At 69.8% G+C, this 16427-nt stretch carries 15 protein-coding genes; 1 reads left to right on the top strand and 14 read right to left on the bottom strand.

The genetic code is table 11. The annotated features are described in order from the left end of the window. Nucleotides 1–75: 75 nt before the first annotated feature. The 13 genes from nuoK to BLQ75_RS16995 all read right to left on the bottom strand — a co-directional run bounded on the left by nuoK (nucleotide 76) and on the right by BLQ75_RS16995 (nucleotide 14413). A complete protein-coding gene (gene nuoK, locus BLQ75_RS17055; RefSeq protein WP_092603527.1) occupies nucleotides 76–375 on the bottom strand; it encodes an NADH-quinone oxidoreductase subunit NuoK in 300 nt (99 codons plus the stop codon). Beyond that, nucleotides 372–1433, bottom strand: a complete 1062-nt coding sequence (locus BLQ75_RS17050; protein ID WP_425286469.1) for an NADH-quinone oxidoreductase subunit J — start codon at nucleotides 1431–1433, stop codon at nucleotides 372–374. Before BLQ75_RS17050 ends, nuoK begins: the two co-directional genes overlap by 4 nt. A 5-nt stretch (nucleotides 1434–1438) precedes the next feature. After that, nucleotides 1439–2005, bottom strand: a complete 567-nt coding sequence (gene nuoI / locus BLQ75_RS17045; RefSeq protein ID WP_043570249.1) for an NADH-quinone oxidoreductase subunit NuoI — start codon at nucleotides 2003–2005, stop codon at nucleotides 1439–1441. Next, a complete protein-coding gene (nuoH, locus tag BLQ75_RS17040) occupies nucleotides 1992–3326 on the bottom strand; it encodes an NADH-quinone oxidoreductase subunit NuoH (protein ID WP_092603525.1) in 1335 nt (444 codons plus the stop codon). The genes nuoI and nuoH overlap by 14 nt, the downstream gene beginning before the upstream one ends. Beyond that, nucleotides 3323–5956 carry an NADH-quinone oxidoreductase subunit G gene (locus BLQ75_RS17035; RefSeq protein ID WP_092603523.1) on the bottom strand — a complete coding sequence of 878 codons (2634 nt, stop codon included), beginning with the start codon at nucleotides 5954–5956 and terminating at the stop codon, nucleotides 3323–3325. The genes nuoH and BLQ75_RS17035 overlap by 4 nt, the downstream gene beginning before the upstream one ends. Then, nucleotides 5953–7296 (bottom strand): NADH-quinone oxidoreductase subunit NuoF, encoded by a 1344-nt coding sequence (gene nuoF / locus BLQ75_RS17030; RefSeq protein WP_092603521.1) that lies wholly within the window; start codon nucleotides 7294–7296, stop codon nucleotides 5953–5955. Before nuoF ends, BLQ75_RS17035 begins: the two co-directional genes overlap by 4 nt. 10 nt (nucleotides 7297–7306) lie before the next feature. Continuing rightward, nucleotides 7307–8107, bottom strand: a complete 801-nt coding sequence (gene nuoE / locus BLQ75_RS17025) for an NADH-quinone oxidoreductase subunit NuoE (protein WP_092603519.1) — start codon at nucleotides 8105–8107, stop codon at nucleotides 7307–7309. Continuing rightward, nucleotides 8108–9460: an NADH-quinone oxidoreductase subunit D gene (locus BLQ75_RS17020; protein WP_092603517.1), complete on the bottom strand. Its 1353-nt coding sequence runs from the start codon at nucleotides 9458–9460 to the stop codon at nucleotides 8108–8110. Nucleotides 9461–9530: 70 nt separating this feature from the next. Continuing rightward, on the bottom strand, nucleotides 9531–10271 hold the full coding sequence (locus BLQ75_RS17015; protein WP_092603515.1) for an NADH-quinone oxidoreductase subunit C: 741 nt from the start codon (nucleotides 10269–10271) through the stop codon (nucleotides 9531–9533). A gap of 7 nt (nucleotides 10272–10278) precedes the next feature. Next, nucleotides 10279–10995 (bottom strand): NuoB/complex I 20 kDa subunit family protein, encoded by a 717-nt coding sequence (locus tag BLQ75_RS24745; protein WP_092603513.1) that lies wholly within the window; start codon nucleotides 10993–10995, stop codon nucleotides 10279–10281. A gap of 93 nt (nucleotides 10996–11088) precedes the next feature. After that, nucleotides 11089–11454 carry an NADH-quinone oxidoreductase subunit A gene (locus BLQ75_RS17005; RefSeq protein WP_092603511.1) on the bottom strand — a complete coding sequence of 122 codons (366 nt, stop codon included), beginning with the start codon at nucleotides 11452–11454 and terminating at the stop codon, nucleotides 11089–11091. A gap of 159 nt (nucleotides 11455–11613) precedes the next feature. Continuing rightward, nucleotides 11614–12912, bottom strand: coding sequence for a geranylgeranyl reductase family protein (locus BLQ75_RS17000; protein ID WP_092603509.1), 1299 nt, complete (start codon nucleotides 12910–12912; stop codon nucleotides 11614–11616). Between the two features lie 811 nt (nucleotides 12913–13723). After that, nucleotides 13724–14413: a demethylmenaquinone methyltransferase gene (locus BLQ75_RS16995; protein ID WP_092603507.1), complete on the bottom strand. Its 690-nt coding sequence runs from the start codon at nucleotides 14411–14413 to the stop codon at nucleotides 13724–13726. Between the two features lie 397 nt (nucleotides 14414–14810). Between BLQ75_RS16995 and BLQ75_RS16990 the strand changes: the two genes are divergently transcribed. Then, nucleotides 14811–15650: an inositol monophosphatase family protein gene (locus BLQ75_RS16990; RefSeq protein WP_092603505.1), complete on the top strand. Its 840-nt coding sequence runs from the start codon at nucleotides 14811–14813 to the stop codon at nucleotides 15648–15650. A 22-nt stretch (nucleotides 15651–15672) separates the two neighbouring features. On the opposite strand, the gene BLQ75_RS16985 is transcribed toward BLQ75_RS16990, so the two are convergent. Further along, nucleotides 15673–16326, bottom strand: a complete 654-nt coding sequence (locus BLQ75_RS16985) for a hypothetical protein (protein WP_092603503.1) — start codon at nucleotides 16324–16326, stop codon at nucleotides 15673–15675. Nucleotides 16327–16427 lie beyond the last annotated feature (101 nt).

The raw sequence follows: 16427 nt of genomic DNA, 5'->3' as shown, positions 1-16427 counted from the left end.
GCCAGCACGGAGGTCGTCACGCCGTCTCCCAATCCGTTCCGTTGGTCCATTCGCTGTGCGTCCGTTCCGTCCGGGCTAGTACTTCAGCAGGTTGGCGTCGTCGACGGAGGCCGATCGGCGGGTCCGGAAGATGGACATGATGATGGCCAGTCCGACCACGACCTCGGCCGCGGCGACGACCATCACGAAGAAGGCCATGACCTGGCCGTCGATCGATCCCTCGATGCGCGCGAACGTCACCAGCGAAAGGTTGACCGCGTTGAGCATCAGCTCCACGCACATGAACAGCACGATCGCGTTGCGGCGCATGAGCACGCCGACCGTGCCGATGGTGAACAGCAGCGCCGAAAGCAGCAGATAGTAGGTGGGGGTCACTGCCTGACCTCCTCGGGGGAACTCGAACCGGCATCGGGGTCCGCGGTCTCGTCACCGGTGGCTCCGGTCGAACCGTTGCTCTCGGCGTGGTCACCGGAACCGTTCTTGCCGGTTCCGTTCCCCGCGGCGCCGTTGTCGGGGGGCCGCCCGTTCGGCTCCCCCGGGGCCTCGGCGTTCCGCCGTCCGGTCTCACGCTCGGACTCCGCCCGCTCCGTCGGCCCGGTCAGGGCGTGCGGGTCGGGCGGTGTGACGCTGCCGGAGACCGACCGCTGGTCGGCGCGCAACCGCTCTACCGGGGTGTTGTCGAGGATCTCGGACAGCGAGTCCTCGGCCACGGAACCGTCCGGCAGCAGCGCGGGGGTCGCCACCGAGTTCGCGGTGGCGTACACACCGGGGCCGGGCAGCGGGGAGGGCCTGGAGTACTCGCCCCGGAACCGGGCCTCGACGGTCTCGCGCTGGTTCATGCGCGGTTTGCGCCCCTTCCCGCCGTAGGCCAGCACCATGGCCCCGATCGAGGCGGTGATCAGCAGTGCCGAGGTGAGTTCGAACGGGAACAGGTAGTCGGTGAAGATCACCTGGCCGAGACCGCCCGCGGCTCCGCCACCGGGGGCCCACGGGTCCAGCGGTGCGGCGGGCACCACACCGTCGAGCGAACGCGCCAGCCCCGCCGTCAACAGCGCGGCCAGCGCCACACCGAGCACCCCGGCGGCCAGCCGCTGCCCGCGCAGCACCTCGACCACGGAGTCGGACGCGTCCCTGCCGACCATCATCAGCACGAACAGGAACAGCATCATGATCGCGCCGGTGTAGACGATGATCTGGGTGAAGCCGAGGAACTGCGCGCTCTGGGCCATGTACAGCACCCCGAGGCTGAGCATCGTCAGCACCAGCCACAGCGCCGAGTGCACCGCGCTGCGCGCGAAGACCATCCCGAGCGCGCCCAGCAGCGCCAGCGGCCCGAGAATCCAGAACACCACGGTCTCCCCGGTGCCCACGACACCCTGCTGCGCGGCCTGCGCGAGCGGGGTCCGCACGAGCACCTCGGTGGTAGCCGCCATGGTCATCACCGAACGGCCTCCTCGTCACCGGTCTCGACCGTGGCTCCCGCCGGGACTCCCTGGCCTCGGGCGAGTTCCGGTCCGTTGACGTAGTAGTCCTGCTCGTCGTCGCCGAGCCGCATGTCGTGCGGCGGCTGCTCCATGCCGGGCAGCAGCGGGGCGAGCAGATCCTCCTTGGTGTAGATCAGGTTCTGCCGGTTGTCGTCGGCGGTCTCGTACTCGTTGGTCATCGTCAGCGCCCGCGTCGGGCACGCCTCGATGCACAACCCGCAGCCGATGCAGCGCAGGTAGTTGATCTGGTAGTCGAATCCGTAGCGCTCACCGGGCGAGTACCGTTCGTCGTCGGTGTTCGTGCCGCCCTCCACGAAGATCGCGTCGGCCGGGCAGGCCCACGCGCACAGCTCGCACCCGACGCACTTCTCCAGCCCGTCCGGATGCCGGTTCAGCTGGTGCTTGCCGTGGAAGCGGGGAGCTGGGATCTTCTTGACCTCGGGATACTCCTCGGTCAGCACCGTCTTGAACATCTTGGACAGGGTGACGCCGAAGCCCTTCAGGGGATCAGTCATTCCCATCGGGTGCCTCCTTAGTTGAGCTGGTGGGCTCTTGGCCGGCTTCCGGAAGCCGGGACCGCGTGCCCGAGGTGGCCGAGACCCTGGTCTCCCTTGGGCTCTCGGGCACCTTCAGGTCGAGTGGCGGGACGGGGTAGCCGCCGCCGGACAGCGGTGCGACCGGCTCCTGCTGCTCCTGTTCGGGCGGTTGGCGGTCGGGCACGAGGAAGGCGACGAGCAGCAGCAGCACGACGATGCCGCCACCTATGAACAGGAACTGCTGCGAGCCGAGCAGGTCCGCCTCGCGGATGCCGCGGATGGCGGTGACCGCGCAGATCCAGACCAGGCTGAGCGGCACCAGCACCTTCCAGCCGAGGTTCATGAACTGGTCGTAGCGCAGCCTCGGCAGGGTGCCGCGCAGCCAGACGAACACGAACAGGAAGAACAACGTCTTGCCCAGGAACCACAGCACCGGCCACCAGCCGGTGTTGAGCACGCCATCGCCGATCAGGTAGAGCGGCCAGGGCGCGTGCCAGCCGCCGAGGAACAGCGTGGTGGCCAGGGCGGAGACGGTGACCATGTTGATGTACTCGGCCAGGAAGAACAGCGCGAACTTCAGCGAGGAGTACTCGGTGTGGAAGCCACCGACCAGTTCGGACTCCGCTTCTGGCAGGTCGAACGGTGCCCGGTTCGTCTCGCCGACCATGGCGATCGCGTAGACCAGGAAGCTGAACGGCAACAGCGCGAAGAACCAGCCGTTCTGCTGCGCGGCCACGATCCCCGAAGTGGACAGCGTTCCCGCGTAGAGGATGACCGCGATGAACGAGAGCCCCATCGCGATCTCGTAGGAGATCACCTGCGCGGCGGAACGCAGCGCGCCGAGCAGCGGGTAGGGCGAACCGGAGGACCAGCCCGCCAGCACGATCCCGTACACCCCGACCGATGCGGCGGCCAGCACCACGAGCAGGCTGACCGGCAGTTCCACCAGCTGCAGCGCGGTGGGTTCGCCGAAGATGGTCACCCTGCCGCCGACCGGGATCACCGAGAACGCGACCAGCGCCGGGGTGGCCGACACCACGGGGGCGAGGATGTAGATCCACTTGTCGGCCATCACCGGGCGGATGTCCTCTTTGAACGCGAGCTTGAGCCCGTCGGCGAGGGACTGCAGCATCCCGAACGGACCGGCCCGGTTCGGGCCGGGGCGCTGCTGCATCCTGCCGATCACCCGGCGCTCGGCCCAGATGGTCAGCAGCGTCATGACCACGAGGAAGGCGAACGTCCCCACGACCTTGATCAGGATCAGCCAGATGGGGTCGTCGGCGATCAGCCGTGCCGTCTCGTTCATGCGCCACCCCCGTCGATGCCCGCCTGGCCGTTGCCGTTCGAACCGTGCGCCGGGGGGCCGTGGCCGTTGGAGGTGTGGCCGTTGCCCGCCACGGCCGGGAGCTCCTCGCCACCCGGTTCCCGCTGCCCCGGCGTGGTGCCGGGCGCGGGGGCGGTTCCGGCCGCGATGCCGACGACGGCACCGTGTCCGACGCCCAGCACCTCGTTGACCTCGGCCGGTCCCGAGTTGCCCGGGAGCCAGACCACGCCGTCCGGTATCTCGACCACCTCCGACTCCAGCGCGATCGTCCCCCGCTCGGTGCTGACGCGGATCGGTTGGTGCGGCTCGAGCCCGAGCCGTCGCGCGGTCCCGTGCGACACCCGGGCCACGGGGGGCCGGGCGGTACCGGCGAGGTTCGGCTCGTCGTGCTGCATCGAACCGTTGTCGAGCAGGTGCCGCCAGCTGGCCAGCAGCGCCCTGTCCCCCGAGGGTTCGGTCACCGGCTCGGCCGGTATGTCCGGCGGCTTCGGGCGGGCGCCGGGATTGGGGCCCAACCGGCGTATTTCGGCGGCCACGGCCTGCGGAGTCTGGGTGAACAGGTCCACGTCCATCTCGACCGCGAGGGTGTCCAGCACCCGGCAGTCCGGCACGGCCCCGGTTCCCTCGATGGTGATCTCGAACTCGCGGGGACGTCCCTCCCAGTTGAGGAAGGTGCCGGACTTCTCGACCGTGGGTGCGATCGGCAGCACCACGTCGGCGTGCTCGGTCACCCCGGTGGGGCGCAGTTCGAGACTTACGAGGAATCCGGCCGCCCGCAACGCGCGACGCGCCTGCTCGGGGTCCGGTAGGTCGGCGGGGTCGAGCCCGCCGACCAGCAGGCCGGACAGCTCACCGGACTCGGCCGCGGCGAGGATGCCGTCGATGTCGCGGCCGGGAACGCTGGGCAGGCTTCCCGTCGACATCCCCCAGGCCCGTTCGATGCCCGAACGCACCACCGAGTCGGACACGGGGCGTCCGTTGGGCAGCAGGGTCGGCAGCGTTCCCGCCTCGACCGCACCGCGCTCCCCGGCGCGGCGCGGAATCCAGGCGATGCGTGCCCCGGTGCGCTCGGCCAGCCGCATCGCGGCGGTGTAGACGCCGGAGACCTGGGAGCACCGCTCGCCCAGCAGCAGGACGGATCCGGGCTCTCCCAGCGCCTGTTCCACTTCGGACGGAAGTTCGTACAGCGCCGCCGCCTCGCCTCCGGGCAGGCAGCGCAGCAGCCCGCCGCTGTGGATCGGGCTGCCCGAGTCGGCGATGTGGGTGGTCTTCTCCACTCCCGGCGAGTCCCACTGGCCGAGGTGGAACACCCTGGTCCCCGAGTCGCGGGCCGCCTTGCGCAGCCGGAGGAAGACGATCGGCGACTCCTCCTCCGGTTCGAAGGCCACGCACAGCACCGCGGGGGCGGCCTCCAGCGAGGCGTAGCTGACCCCGTCCTCCGGGCCGGTGCCGACCACCGAGGAGCCCAGGAAGTCGAGTTCCTCGTTGGAGTGCGGCCTGGCGCGGTGGTCGATGTCGTTGGTTCCCAGCGCCACGCGGGCGAACTTGCCGTACGCGTAGGCGTCCTCGCGGGTCAGTCTTCCGCCGGGCAGCACCCCGACGCCGCGCGAGTCGCGGGCGTTGAGCAGCCCGTCGGCGGCCTTGCGGAGCGCCTCGGTCCAGGAGGTCTCCCGCAGCTCCCCGGAGTCCGCGTCCCGCACCATGGGGCGGGTGATCCGGTCGCTGGCGGTCGCGTAGCGGAAGGCGAAGCGCCCCTTGTCGCAGTTCCACTCCTCGTTGACCTCGGGGTCCTCCCCCGCCAGCCTGCGCATGACCTTGCCGCGCCGCCAGTCGGTGCGCTGCGAGCAGCCCGAGGAGCAGTGCTCGCACACCCCCGGGGTGGACACGAGGTCGAACGGGCGGGAGCGGAACCGGTACGCCGCGCTGGTGAGCGCTCCCACTGGGCAGATCTGGATGGTGTTGCCGGAGAAGTAGGACTGGAAGGGCTGTTGCTCACCGGTACCGATCTGCTGCGTGGCACCGCGTTCGAGCAGCTCGATGAACGGGTCACCCGCGATCTGCTTGGAGAACCTGGTGCAGCGCTGGCAGAGCACGCAGCGCTCCCGGTCCAGCAGGATCTGCGAGGAGATCGAGACCGGTTTGGGGAAGGTGCGCTTGGTGTCCACGAAGCGCGAGTCGCCGCGCCCGTGCTTGAGCGCCTGGTTCTGCAGCGGGCACTCCCCGCCCTTGTCGCAGATCGGGCAGTCCAGCGGGTGGTTGATCAGCAGCAGCTCCATCACACCCTGCTGGGCCTTGTCGGCCACCTGCGAGGTCTGCTGGGTCCGAACCACCATGCCGTCGGCCACCGCCGTGGTGCAGGAGGCGGCGGGCTTGGGCATCGGTTTGCCGTTGACCTCCACCTCGACCAGGCACTGCCTGCACGCGCCCGCCGGATCGAGCAACGGGTGGTCGCAGAACCGGGGGATCACGATTCCCAGCCGCTCGGCGGTGCGGATCACCAGCTCGCCCTGGGGGGCGTCGACCTCGATCCCGTCGATGGTCAGCCGGACGTGTCCTTCCGGTACCGGGCGGGACTGCGCGGTGTCGTTTCCGGAAGCGGGTGCCACCGTCATCGGGCCACTCCTGCCAGTGCGGGTTCCTCTGTCGTGTCCTGCCCGCGGTTGCTCTCGCACAGGGCGAGGAACTCCTCGCGGAAGTACTTGATGCCGCTGGTGATCGGGCTGACCGCACCGTCACCGAGAGCGCAGAACGAGCGGCCGAGCACGTTGTCGCAGACGTCGAGCAGGGTGTCGATGTCCTGCTCGGTGCCCCGCCCCTGGACCATCCGCTCCAGCACCTGCGCCAGCCAGAAGCACCCCTCGCGGCAGGGGGTGCACTTGCCGCACGACTCGTGCTCGTAGAACTGGGTCCACTTCATCACCGCCCACGGCACCGAGACCGTCTCGTTGAAGATCATCAACGCGGTGGTGCCGAGCATGGACCCCGCCTCGGCGGCCCCCTCGAAGTCGAGCGGCACGTCGAGGTGGTCGGCGGTGAACAGCGGAGTCGAGGACCCGCCCGGGGTCCAGAACTTCAGCGGGATGCCGTCCTTCATCCCGCCCGCCAGCTCCAGCAGCTCCCGCAGCGTCGTGCCGAGCGGGGCCTCGTACTGGCCGGGGCGCTCCACGTGCCCGGACAGCGAGAAGATCTTCGGCCCCGGGGACTTCTCCCGCCCCATGCCGCGGAACCAGTCCGAACCGCCGTTGACGATGTGCGGGACCGAGGCGATCGTCTCGACGTTGTTCACCGTGGTGGGCGAGGAGTACAGCCCCGCCTGCGCGGGGAAGGGCGGTTTCAACCTGGGCTGGCCGCGCTTTCCCTCCAGGGAGTCGAGCAGGGCGGTCTCCTCGCCGCAGATGTAGGCACCGGCTCCCGCGTGCACGACCACGTCGAGGTCGAATCCGGAGTCCAGGATGTTCTCGCCGAGGTAGCCCGCCTCGTAGGCCTCGCGCACCGCGTGGTGCAGCCTGCGGATGCAGTGCAACGCCTCGCCACGCACATAGATCATGCAGTTGTTGGCCCGCATCGCGTAGGCGGCGATGACGCACCCCTCGAGCAGCGAGTGCGGATCGGCCATCATCAGCGGGACGTCCTTGCACGTCCCCGGCTCGCCCTCGTCGGCGTTGATCACCAAGTAGTGCGGCCGGGAACGGTCCTTGGGCATGAAGCCCCACTTCACCCCGGAGGGGAACCCCGCTCCGCCACGGCCGCGCAGCCCGGCGGCCTTGACCAGTTCGGTGAGCTGGTCGGGGTGCAGCGACAGCGCGGTGCGCAGCGCGGTGTAGCCTTCCAGCTGTTCGTAGGTGCGCAGCGACCAGGACTCCGGCGACAGCCAACGCCGGGTCAGCACGGGGGTCAACGGGCTCCCCGCCGCCTCCCGGGCGGTGCCGTCTGGTGCGTTCGCTTCGGTCATCGCCTGCCCCTCACTTCTTCTCCGGGATGGGCGGAAACTCGACCTCGTCCGGCACCGGCGGCGCGTTCCAGCCTCGCTCGCGGGCGAGTTCGGCACCGCGCACCGTCTCGGGGGCCGCGGCCGAGGCCTCGGCGGCTTCCTCGGAGCCGGGACCGTCGAAGAATCCCGCGAGCTGGCGCTCGGTGTCCCGGAAGTCGGTCAGCGGCGCGCCCCGCGTCGGCAGCGGCCGTTCACCGCGCCGCAGCGCACGAACCGTCTCCAGCGCGCTCTCCGTCGTCTGGTTGTCGAAGTACTCGTAGTTGACCTGCAGCACGGGGGCGAAGTCGCACGCGGCGAGGCACTCGGCGTGCTCCAGCGTCACCGAGCCCTCCTCCCCCGGCGTACCGGCGGTCTCCTCGTGCCCCACGCCGAGCTCCTCGGACAGCGCGCGGTAGATCCCGTCGCCGCCCATCGCCGCGCACAGCGTGTTGGTGCACACGCTGACCAGGAACCGGCCGCACGGCTGCCGCTTGTACATCGTGTAGAACGTGGCGACCGCGTTGACCTCCGCCGTGGACAGCGCGAGCTGTTCGGCGCAGAAGCTCATGCCCTCGGCCGTGACGTGCCCCTGCACCGACTGCACCAGGTGCAGCATCGGCAGCAGCGCCGAACGGGCCTCGGGATAGCGCTCGATGATGCTCCGCGCCTCGGCCCGGACGCGCTCGCCGAACACCGCCTCCCCGGCCGCTGCCCGCTCCTCCGACTCGGTCGGGGACTGCCCGCCGGGGGTGAGCACGTGCTCGGTGGTCGTGTAGTCGAACTGCTCGGTCATCTAGCGGTCCACCCCACCCATCACAGGATCGATCGAGGCCACGACGGCGATCACGTCCGCGACCAGCCCGCCTTCGGCCATCGCGGGGAACGCCTGCAGATTCACGAAGCTGGGATCCCTGACGTGCACCCGCATGGGACGGGTGCCGCCGTCGGAGACGAGGTGGTATCCCAGTTCGCCCCTGGGGGCCTCGACCGGCGTGTACGTCTGGCCCGGCGGGACGTCGAATCCCTCCGTGACCAGCTTGAAGTGATGGATCAGCGACTCCATCGACTGACCCATGATCTTGCGGACGTGGTCCAGCGAGTTGCCCATGCCGTCCGGGCCGATGCTCAGCTGGGCGGGCCAGGCGATCTTGGGATCGTCCACCATGACCGGCCCCGGCTCCAGCTTGTCCATGCACTGCCGGACGATCCGCAGCGACTGCCGGATCTCCTCCACCCGCAGCAGGAAGCGCGCGTAGCAGTCCGCGTCGGTGCTGGTGGGAACCTCGAAGTCGAACTCCTCGTAGCCGCAGTAGGGCTCGATCTTGCGCAGGTCCCAGGCCAGCCCGGCGGAGCGCAGGATGGGGCCGCTCGTGCCCAGCGCCAGGCAGGCGTCCAGCGGCAGGTAGCCGACCCCCTTGAGGCGCTGCTTCCAGATGGGCTGCCCGCTGAACAGCTTGTCGTAGTCGGGCAGCCTGCTCTCCATGACCTTGCAGAACTCCAGGACCTTCTCTCTGGAGTTCTCCGGGATGTCCTGCGAGACCCCTCCCGGCCGGATGAAGGCGTGGTTCATCCGCAGCCCGGTCAGGAACTCCAGCAGGTGCAGCACCTCTTCACGGTCGCGGAACCCGAAGGTCATGCCGGTGGTCGAACCGAGCTCCATCGCCCCCGTGGCCAGGAAGACCAGGTGCGAGGAGATCCGGTTGAGCTCCATGAGCAGCACCCGGATCGTCTGGGCCCGCTCGGGCGCGGAGATCCGCAGCAGCTTCTCCACGCCCAGGCAGTAGGCGGCCTCGTTGTACAGCGGCGCCAGGTAGTCCATCCGAGTGACGAACGTGACGCCCTGGGTCCAGGTGCGGTATTCGGTGTTCTTCTCGATACCGGTGTGCAGGTAGCCGATCACCGAGCGGGCCTTGGTGACGGTCTCCCCTTCGAGCTCCAGGACCAGCCGCAGCACGCCGTGGGTGGAGGGGTGCTGCGGCCCGAGGTTGATGACGACGCGCTCCTCCTCCTGCGCGTCGTCCAGGAAGTCGTCCCAGTCCCCGCCGGTGACCGTGTACACCCTGCCTTCGGTGGTCTCCCGCGCCGAGGCGGCGAAGGGGTCGCCGCCCGACTGGGGGCCGGTGGGGGCTTCGGCGTCGATACTCATGCTGCCTCCTCGAACAGCGCGACCGGCCGGAGCCGGTGCCGTCGGTCGCACCCGGTGGGTCCCGGCCCGCTCATGTGTAGGACCTGCGCTGGTCGGGCGGTGGTACCTCGGCGCCCTTGTACTCCACCGGGATGCCGCCGAGCGGGTAGTCCTTGCGCTGCGGGTGCCCGTCCCAGTCGTCCGGCATGAGAATCCGGGTCAGGGCGGGGTGGTCGTCGTAGACGATCCCGTACATGTCCCAGGACTCCCGCTCCTGGAAGTCCGCGGTGGGGTAGACCTCGACCACCGAGGGGACGTGCGGATCGGCCACGTCCACCGCGACCTCGACACGGATCCGGCGCCGGTAGGTCATCGAGGTGAGGTGGTAGACCGAGTGCAGCCGCTGCGGCACGTCGGGACCGTAGTCCGCCCCGGACAAACTGCTGCAGAACTCGAACCGCAGCGCGGGCTCGTCGCGGAACGTCCGGCAGATCTCGAGCAGGTGCCGCCTGTCCACGTAGAAGGTGATCTCGCCGCGGTCCACGGTGATCCGCAGTACCGCCTCCTCGGGGATGCCGCGCCGCCTCATGCCGTCGAACAGCCCGTCGGCCACCTCGTCGAACCAGCCGCCGAAGGGGCGCTCCGCGGCCGGTGGCACGTAGGCGGGGACGCGGAGGCCGCCGTAGCCCGAGGTGTCCCCGCTGCCGGTCACCCCGAACATGCCCTTCCTGGCACGGCCGGCCACCACCCGCTCGGCGGGTGCCTCCTCGGTCGGGCCGGTGTGCTCGGCCGCCGTCTCCGGGAGTCCGCCAGTGGATTCGTCACCGCTCATCGCCGAATCACCTGCCCGCCGAGATCTCGTCGCGGTCCTGTCCGTTCGTGTTCCCGTTCGCGCGGGACCCGCCGGGTGGAAGGCTCTCGATACCGGCGGCTCCCAACTCGCCCTCGGCGCCCATCTCGCGGCGCTGCGCGTTCTGCTGCCGCTCGGCCATGCGCCGCTGGGAGCCGCGCCGGGGCGCGTACTTCTCGGAGGAGGCGGTCAGCTCGGTGCGGTGCCCCCGCTCCACCTGCTCGGCGGCGCGCTTGCCGTTGATCGGCTCGTCCATGACCTTGGCGTGCAGCTTGAGGATCGCGTCGAGCAGCATCTCCGGGCGCGGTGGGCAGCCGGGCAGGTACATGTCCACCGGAACCACGTGGTCGACTCCCTGCACCACCGCGTAGTTGTTGAACATGCCGCCGCTGGAGGCGCACACGCCCATCGCGAGCACCCAGCGGGGCTCGGGCATCTGGTCGTAGATCTGCCGCAGCACCGGGGCCATCTTGTTGGTGACCCGGCCCGCGACGATCATCAGATCAGCCTGGCGCGGTGTCGCCGAGAACCGCTCCATCCCGAACCGCGCGATGTCGTAGCGGGAACCGCCCACGGTCATCATCTCGATGGCGCAGCAGGCGAGCCCGAACGTGGCGGGCCACATCGACGTCTTGCGGGTCCAGTTGACGAGTTTCTCCACATTGGCCAGCAGGATGCCGTTGGGCAGGCTTTCCTCAAGCCCCATCTCGGCACTCCTTCCCACGAGTCGCCCCGACGGAGGAGGAACCACCGTTCCCCACGAGCCCGTACCGGGCGGCTGTCGTACTCACGTCGTCGGTCAGTCCCAATCGAAGCCACCACGCCGCCACACGTAGAGATCGGCGAAACCGAAGGTCAGGATGAACAGGATCACCGCGACCACGCCGTAAAGGCCCAGCGCGTCCGCGGAGACGGCGTACGGGAACAGAAAGACCATCTCGATGTCGAAGAGGATGAACATCATCGCGGTCAGGTAGTAGGCGACCGGCATCCGACCGCCACCACCGACCGGCTGCGGCGAGGGTTCGATCCCGCACTCGTAGGCGTCGAGCTTGGCCTTGTTGTACCGGCGCGGCCCCACCAGCGGCGCGATCGCGACGGAGAACGCGGCGAAACCGAACGCCAGCGCGAACATCAACACCAGCGGGATGTAGGGATCGAGCACCGTGCCTGCCTCCTTAGTCCGGTTCCCGCTACGCCCCGAGTCGACTCGGCGACCACACTCAGCACTGTATGCGCCTGTTCGTACGCACCCAGTATTGAGGTGAACCTAACTTTATGAATTACCGCACAACGTCGCCGAAATCTGATCAGACGGGACCCTTCAGGCGCTAGGCGTGAGCCGAGTAGTGGCACTTATCACACGGTCCATGGCGTCACCTCCCCTGCTGTCGTAGAGGTTGGCCAGCAACTTGAGCACGAAGCGCATCAGCGTCACCCGGGGAAGGCCGTACTTGGTGGCGGTGCGCATCACGGTCGGGTGGCCGATGAGCCTGCTGAACAGGTTTCCCATGCGGAAGTAGCCGCCCAGCGAGTCGGCGACGGCGTCCGGGTAGCGGGCCAGGGCGCGTTCCCTGGCCTGCCCGTCCGGGCGGGATCTGGCCTGCACCACGCACTCGGCGGCCAACCGCGCCGACTCCATGGCGTAGGCGATCCCCTCCCCGTTGAACGGGTTGACCATTCCGCCGGAGTCCCCCACCAGCAGCAGGCCGGAGCCGTAGTGCGGCATTCGGTTGAATCCCATCGGAAGCGCGGCGCCGCCTATCCGGCCGGTGGCGTTGGGCTCGCGCAACCCCCACTCCTCCGGGGTTCCGTCCAGCCAGGTGCGCAGCAGCGCCCGGTAGTCGGTCCTGCCGTAGGCCTTCGAGGTGGACAGCACGCCGAGGCCCACGTTGACCGTGCCGTCGCCCATGCCGAAGATCCAGCCGTAGCCGGGCAGCAGATCGGAGCCCTCCGGCTTCGATTCGTCCCGGAGCTCGACGTGCGACTCCAGGTAGTCGTCGTCGGCGCGCGGGCTCTCGTAGTAGCGCCGGACCGCCACGCCCATCGGGCGGTCCTCCCTGCGCTCCAGCCCCATGGACAGCGCCAGCCTGCCGGAGACCCCCTCGCAGGAGACGACCAGCGGCGCCCGGTAGGTGACCTCGGCCCGTTCCGGGCCGGACTTGGCCCGCACCCCGGTGATCCGGCCGGTTCGCTCGTCGGTGAGCGCCTCGGTCACCGAGGTCCGCTGCACCAGCCTCGCCCCGGCCCGCTGCGCGTGGCGGATCAGCAGGTCGTCGAAGTCGTGCCTGGGCCGGACCACGCCGTACGGCGGGTACTCGGCCAGTCGCGGCCAGTCGAGCTCCAGCCGCACTCCGCCGCCGACGACCCGGAGTCCCCGATTGTGCAGCCAGCCCGCCTCCGGACGGGTGTCCACGCCGAGGTCGATGAGTTCCTTGACCCCGCGCGGCGTGATGCCGTCACCGCACACTTTCTCCCGCGGGAAGGAACTCTTCTCCAGGACGAGGACGTCCAGTCCGGCCCTGGCGAGATAGGTGGCCACGGTCGCCCCCGCCGGTCCCGCTCCGACGACGATGACCTCGGCTTCGTCGGCGGTCCGGCTTCGCGTGGGGGTGGTTGTCATGGTGCTCCTTGTCCAGCTGCGCTGTTCGGGTCGGCGTCTTTGCCTCCCGATCATCCCGGCGTGAAGGAGTGCCGCACCGCCCGACCGGCGTCGTCGACTTTGTGAATAAGTTCACTAGCCAGTCTAGGACGGACATCCCGCCCGATCGAGACGCAGGAGACGAAAGAACGCGCGTTCACGGCGAACCTCGTCCGGAAGTCCGCGTGCCTTGCCGAAAAGGAGCACCACATCGTCCGCCGGCGGCCGCAACGGGCACTGGTTCCACCGGGTGTGACCGTCTACGCCGTTCGGTCGGCGACCGTTCGCCGGGAAATCGGCGGGGGCGCGGTGCGGCAGCACCGGATCGCGGTCACTACCCACGCACCCCGGCTGCCGTCGATTTCTCGCGAGGACACCGGAGATGTTGTGCAGTACCTACCCGAAGTCTCCGGCCCCGCTCACGAGACGCGCGAGAGGTTCCGCCAACCGGACCGCCCGGCAAACCGGGCCGTGCACTCCACATCCTCAATCATGCGAGCAGGCAAGGCGCGCGTCCCCGGTGCGTGAGTCGGATGCATTGCGAGGCAGGGCCGCTCGCCGCGTAGGTCGCTACTCAAGAGCCGGCCCAACGCCGTTTCGCGATCTTCTCGGCGCGCGAGCGCCGAACCACCACCCACACAGCCCGGCCACCCGCGGGTTCTCTCGTGGTGCTCTCGCGAGGAAGGCCCGACGCCGTGTAGGCCGCTACCCGATGTCGCTCCTCGCCGCGGCGAGAGCCCGCGAGAGGTTCCGCCAAGCGAGCAGTCGAAGCAACCCGGCCGGAAGAGCTCGATCAGTGAGGTTTACGGGCGTGGTGCAGGGCGACGATCCCTCCGGTGAGATCCCGCCAGGTCACCTCGGACCACCCGGACTCGGCGATCGTCGTGGCGAGTTCCCGCTGGTCGGGCCAGGCGAGGATCGATTCGGCCAGGTAGACGTAGGCGTCCGGGCTGCTCGCCACGGTTCGCGCGACCGGTGGGACCGCGCGCAACGCCAACCTGCGGTAGGCGGCTCGCAGCGGCTGCCGCGTGGGGGTGGAGAACTCGCAGATCACGAGTCTGCCACCGGGACGCACGACCCGCGCCATCTCCCGCAGTCCGGCCGAGGTGTCGGCGAGGTTGCGCAGCCCGAACAACATGGCGACCCCGTCGAAGGCACCGTCGGCGAACGGGAGCCGCAGCGCGTCGGCGGCCACCATGGGCAGCGCCCGGTGCCTGCCGGCGGCGAGCATGCCGAGCGAGAAGTCGGCCGCCACGCAGTGGGCGCCGGTACGGGCGAACTCGGCGGTGGAGACACCGGTCCCGGCGGCGAGGTCCAGAATCCGCTCCCCCGCCACGGGCGCCAGCGCACGACGGGTGGCCTCCCGCCAGCGGCGGTCGAGCCCGAACGAGAGCACCGTGTTGGTGCGGTCATAGCCACGGGCGACGGCGTCGAACATCGCCGCCACCGCGCGGGGGTTCCTGTCCAGGCCGGCACGAGACACACCCGCACTTTACTAGTAGGAGTCGGCGCCCCGGCTTCCGTAGGTGGTCGCTAGGCGAAACCTCTCGCGGGCTCTCGCCGTGGCGAGGAGCGACATCGGGTAGCGGCCTACACGGCGTCGGGCCTTCCTCGCGAAAGCACCACGAGAGAACCCGCTGTCGGCCGGGCTGTGAGAACGGATGGTCGGCGCCACGCGCCGAGTGGACCACGTGAGGCCCTGCGGCGCCGATCGCGTAGGTGGATGTTCGGCGCCGTCGCGTCGAGAGGGAACCGCGGGAACCGGCACCGGGTGCTTACCGGAACGCTTCACCTCGGCGGGCGATTCTTGACCGGAGTATCTCCGCGTGTCCACTCGCTCGTAGTCCGCTGGTTACCCTCAGCGACAATCATGGTGCGGCATGAGTGTTTCGCCTCCCCCGAAGACCGGGCGTGCCGAGCAGGCCCTGATATCACGCGCGTTGGAGATCGCGGGGCGGCTGGCCAACGAGGCGGCTGACGTCATCACGGCCACGGCGGGCCACGACACACCACCGGTCCACCCGGACTCCCCGTTCGACTGGGTGACCGACGTCGGTCGCACGCTGGAACGGCACACCCGCAGGGTGCTCGCCGAGCACTTCCCGGGAATCCCCGTGTACGGCGAGGAGTTCGACGCCGCCACGGTGGGGGCCGGGGAGGCGGACCTACGCTGGGTGGTCGATCCGGTGGACGGAACGGCCAACTACGTGGCCGGGGTCCCGTGGTGCGCCTACAGCCTGGCGATGCTCGACGAACGCGGGCCGGTGGTCGGCGTGGTCGCCGATCCCTACCGGGCCCAGATATACGCAGCCGCGCGCGGTCGGGGGATGCGGGCCAACGGAACACCGGTGCGGCTGAACGACTTCCGAGCTCCCCGGGCGAGCATCGTCTGCACCGAGTTCACCAAGTACGGCCCCTGGCGCGGTATGGACCGGTTCATCGCCAACGCCGCCGCCGACCACGTGGGGATTCGGGTCCTCGGTTCCCCCGCACTGGCCATCACGCAGGTGGCGCTCGGGCAGGCGGTCGCCGCGGTGCTGCCCTCCTACGGGGAGTGGGACGTGGCGGGTGCGCTGGCCCTGGCGGCTGAGTCCGGGGCGAACGTGCTCGACAGCCGCGGCAGACCGGCGGCGCTGCCGCACGACGGACTGCTGGTGGCCGCTCCCGGCACGACCGACACCGCGTTCGGGTGGTGGTGGCAGGCTTCCGGGGAGGGGTGAGCGGCGGTTCCGGAAGAAAGGCTCAGACCGGCGCGTCGACCAGCGAGGAAGGATCGTCGGTCTCGGGGGTCTCGTCGCGGGCCGCCTTGCCTGCCAGGATCGCCGACATGGCGGGAAGCAGCGGAAAGCTCTCCCGCAGCGCCGCGATTCGCCGCTGCGCCTGCTGCTGGTCCGCTCCCGCCGCGAGCTCGGCGACCACTCCCGCGAGTTGGTCCCCCAGGGCAGTGAACCGCGAGACCGCCACCATCACCCCACCGTGAACCCGCTCCAGCGCGACGCTTCGCGTCGAATCCTCTCCGGCGGCCGTGGCCCCGCCGTCGTCGAGCTCGCGGGCCAGCTGCACGAGCGCCCGAACCGTCGGCAGTTCGGCGTCCATGCGGTGCACCACCTGCCGCAGACCCTGTCGCACGGGTAACGAGGAGACCGCGTCAGCGGCGCGCACCGCCCGGTGGACGGCCTGCTCACACCTGTTGAGCTCGCACAACCACTTGTCGCGGTGTTCCGCGAGGACGTGATCGAGTGCGGTGCCACCAGCCGTCTCGGGTGCCGGTGTGGGAGGTGCCTGTTCTTCCACCACGGGGGGCGCGCTCGGCGAACGCCGGGACAGCAGCCCCAGGAGCGTACCGAGCACACCGGCGGCCAGCGCTACGATCAGGTGCGTCCAGAATCCGCTCATCTCCCGCGGTGCCCTTCGCTCGAACTCCCCCTGGCCGTGTACCGGGTCCCCCTCGAGGTGGCGGACGGAACGAATCCCGATCCGCGGGGACTCCCGGGGCG

This window comes from Actinopolyspora xinjiangensis (genome assembly GCF_900104475.1).
Classification (GTDB): domain Bacteria; phylum Actinomycetota; class Actinomycetes; order Mycobacteriales; family Pseudonocardiaceae; genus Actinopolyspora; species Actinopolyspora xinjiangensis.
The sequence above is the reverse complement of the archived record's forward strand: the minus strand, read 5'-3'. Positions and strand labels throughout refer to the sequence as shown.

Excerpts from the sequence above, each read along its gene's own strand:
- BLQ75_RS17050 (WP_425286469.1), bottom strand. The coding sequence starts at position 1,433 with ATGGCGGCTACCACCGAGGTGCTCGTGCGGACCCCGCTCGCGCAGGCC.
- nuoI (WP_043570249.1), bottom strand. The coding sequence starts at position 2,005 with ATGGGAATGACTGATCCCCTGAAGGGCTTCGGCGTCACCCTGTCCAAG.
- nuoH (WP_092603525.1), bottom strand. The coding sequence starts at position 3,326 with ATGAACGAGACGGCACGGCTGATCGCCGACGACCCCATCTGGCTGATC.
- BLQ75_RS17035 (WP_092603523.1), bottom strand. The coding sequence starts at position 5,956 with ATGACGGTGGCACCCGCTTCCGGAAACGACACCGCGCAGTCCCGCCCG.
- nuoF (WP_092603521.1), bottom strand. The coding sequence starts at position 7,296 with ATGACCGAAGCGAACGCACCAGACGGCACCGCCCGGGAGGCGGCGGGG.
- nuoE (WP_092603519.1), bottom strand. The coding sequence starts at position 8,107 with ATGACCGAGCAGTTCGACTACACGACCACCGAGCACGTGCTCACCCCC.
- BLQ75_RS17020 (WP_092603517.1), bottom strand. The coding sequence starts at position 9,460 with ATGAGTATCGACGCCGAAGCCCCCACCGGCCCCCAGTCGGGCGGCGAC.
- BLQ75_RS17015 (WP_092603515.1), bottom strand. The coding sequence starts at position 10,271 with ATGAGCGGTGACGAATCCACTGGCGGACTCCCGGAGACGGCGGCCGAG.
- BLQ75_RS24745 (WP_092603513.1), bottom strand. The coding sequence starts at position 10,995 with ATGGGGCTTGAGGAAAGCCTGCCCAACGGCATCCTGCTGGCCAATGTG.
- BLQ75_RS17000 (WP_092603509.1), bottom strand. The coding sequence starts at position 12,912 with ATGACAACCACCCCCACGCGAAGCCGGACCGCCGACGAAGCCGAGGTC.
- BLQ75_RS16990 (WP_092603505.1), top strand. The coding sequence starts at position 14,811 with ATGAGTGTTTCGCCTCCCCCGAAGACCGGGCGTGCCGAGCAGGCCCTG.
- BLQ75_RS16985 (WP_092603503.1), bottom strand. The coding sequence starts at position 16,326 with ATGAGCGGATTCTGGACGCACCTGATCGTAGCGCTGGCCGCCGGTGTG.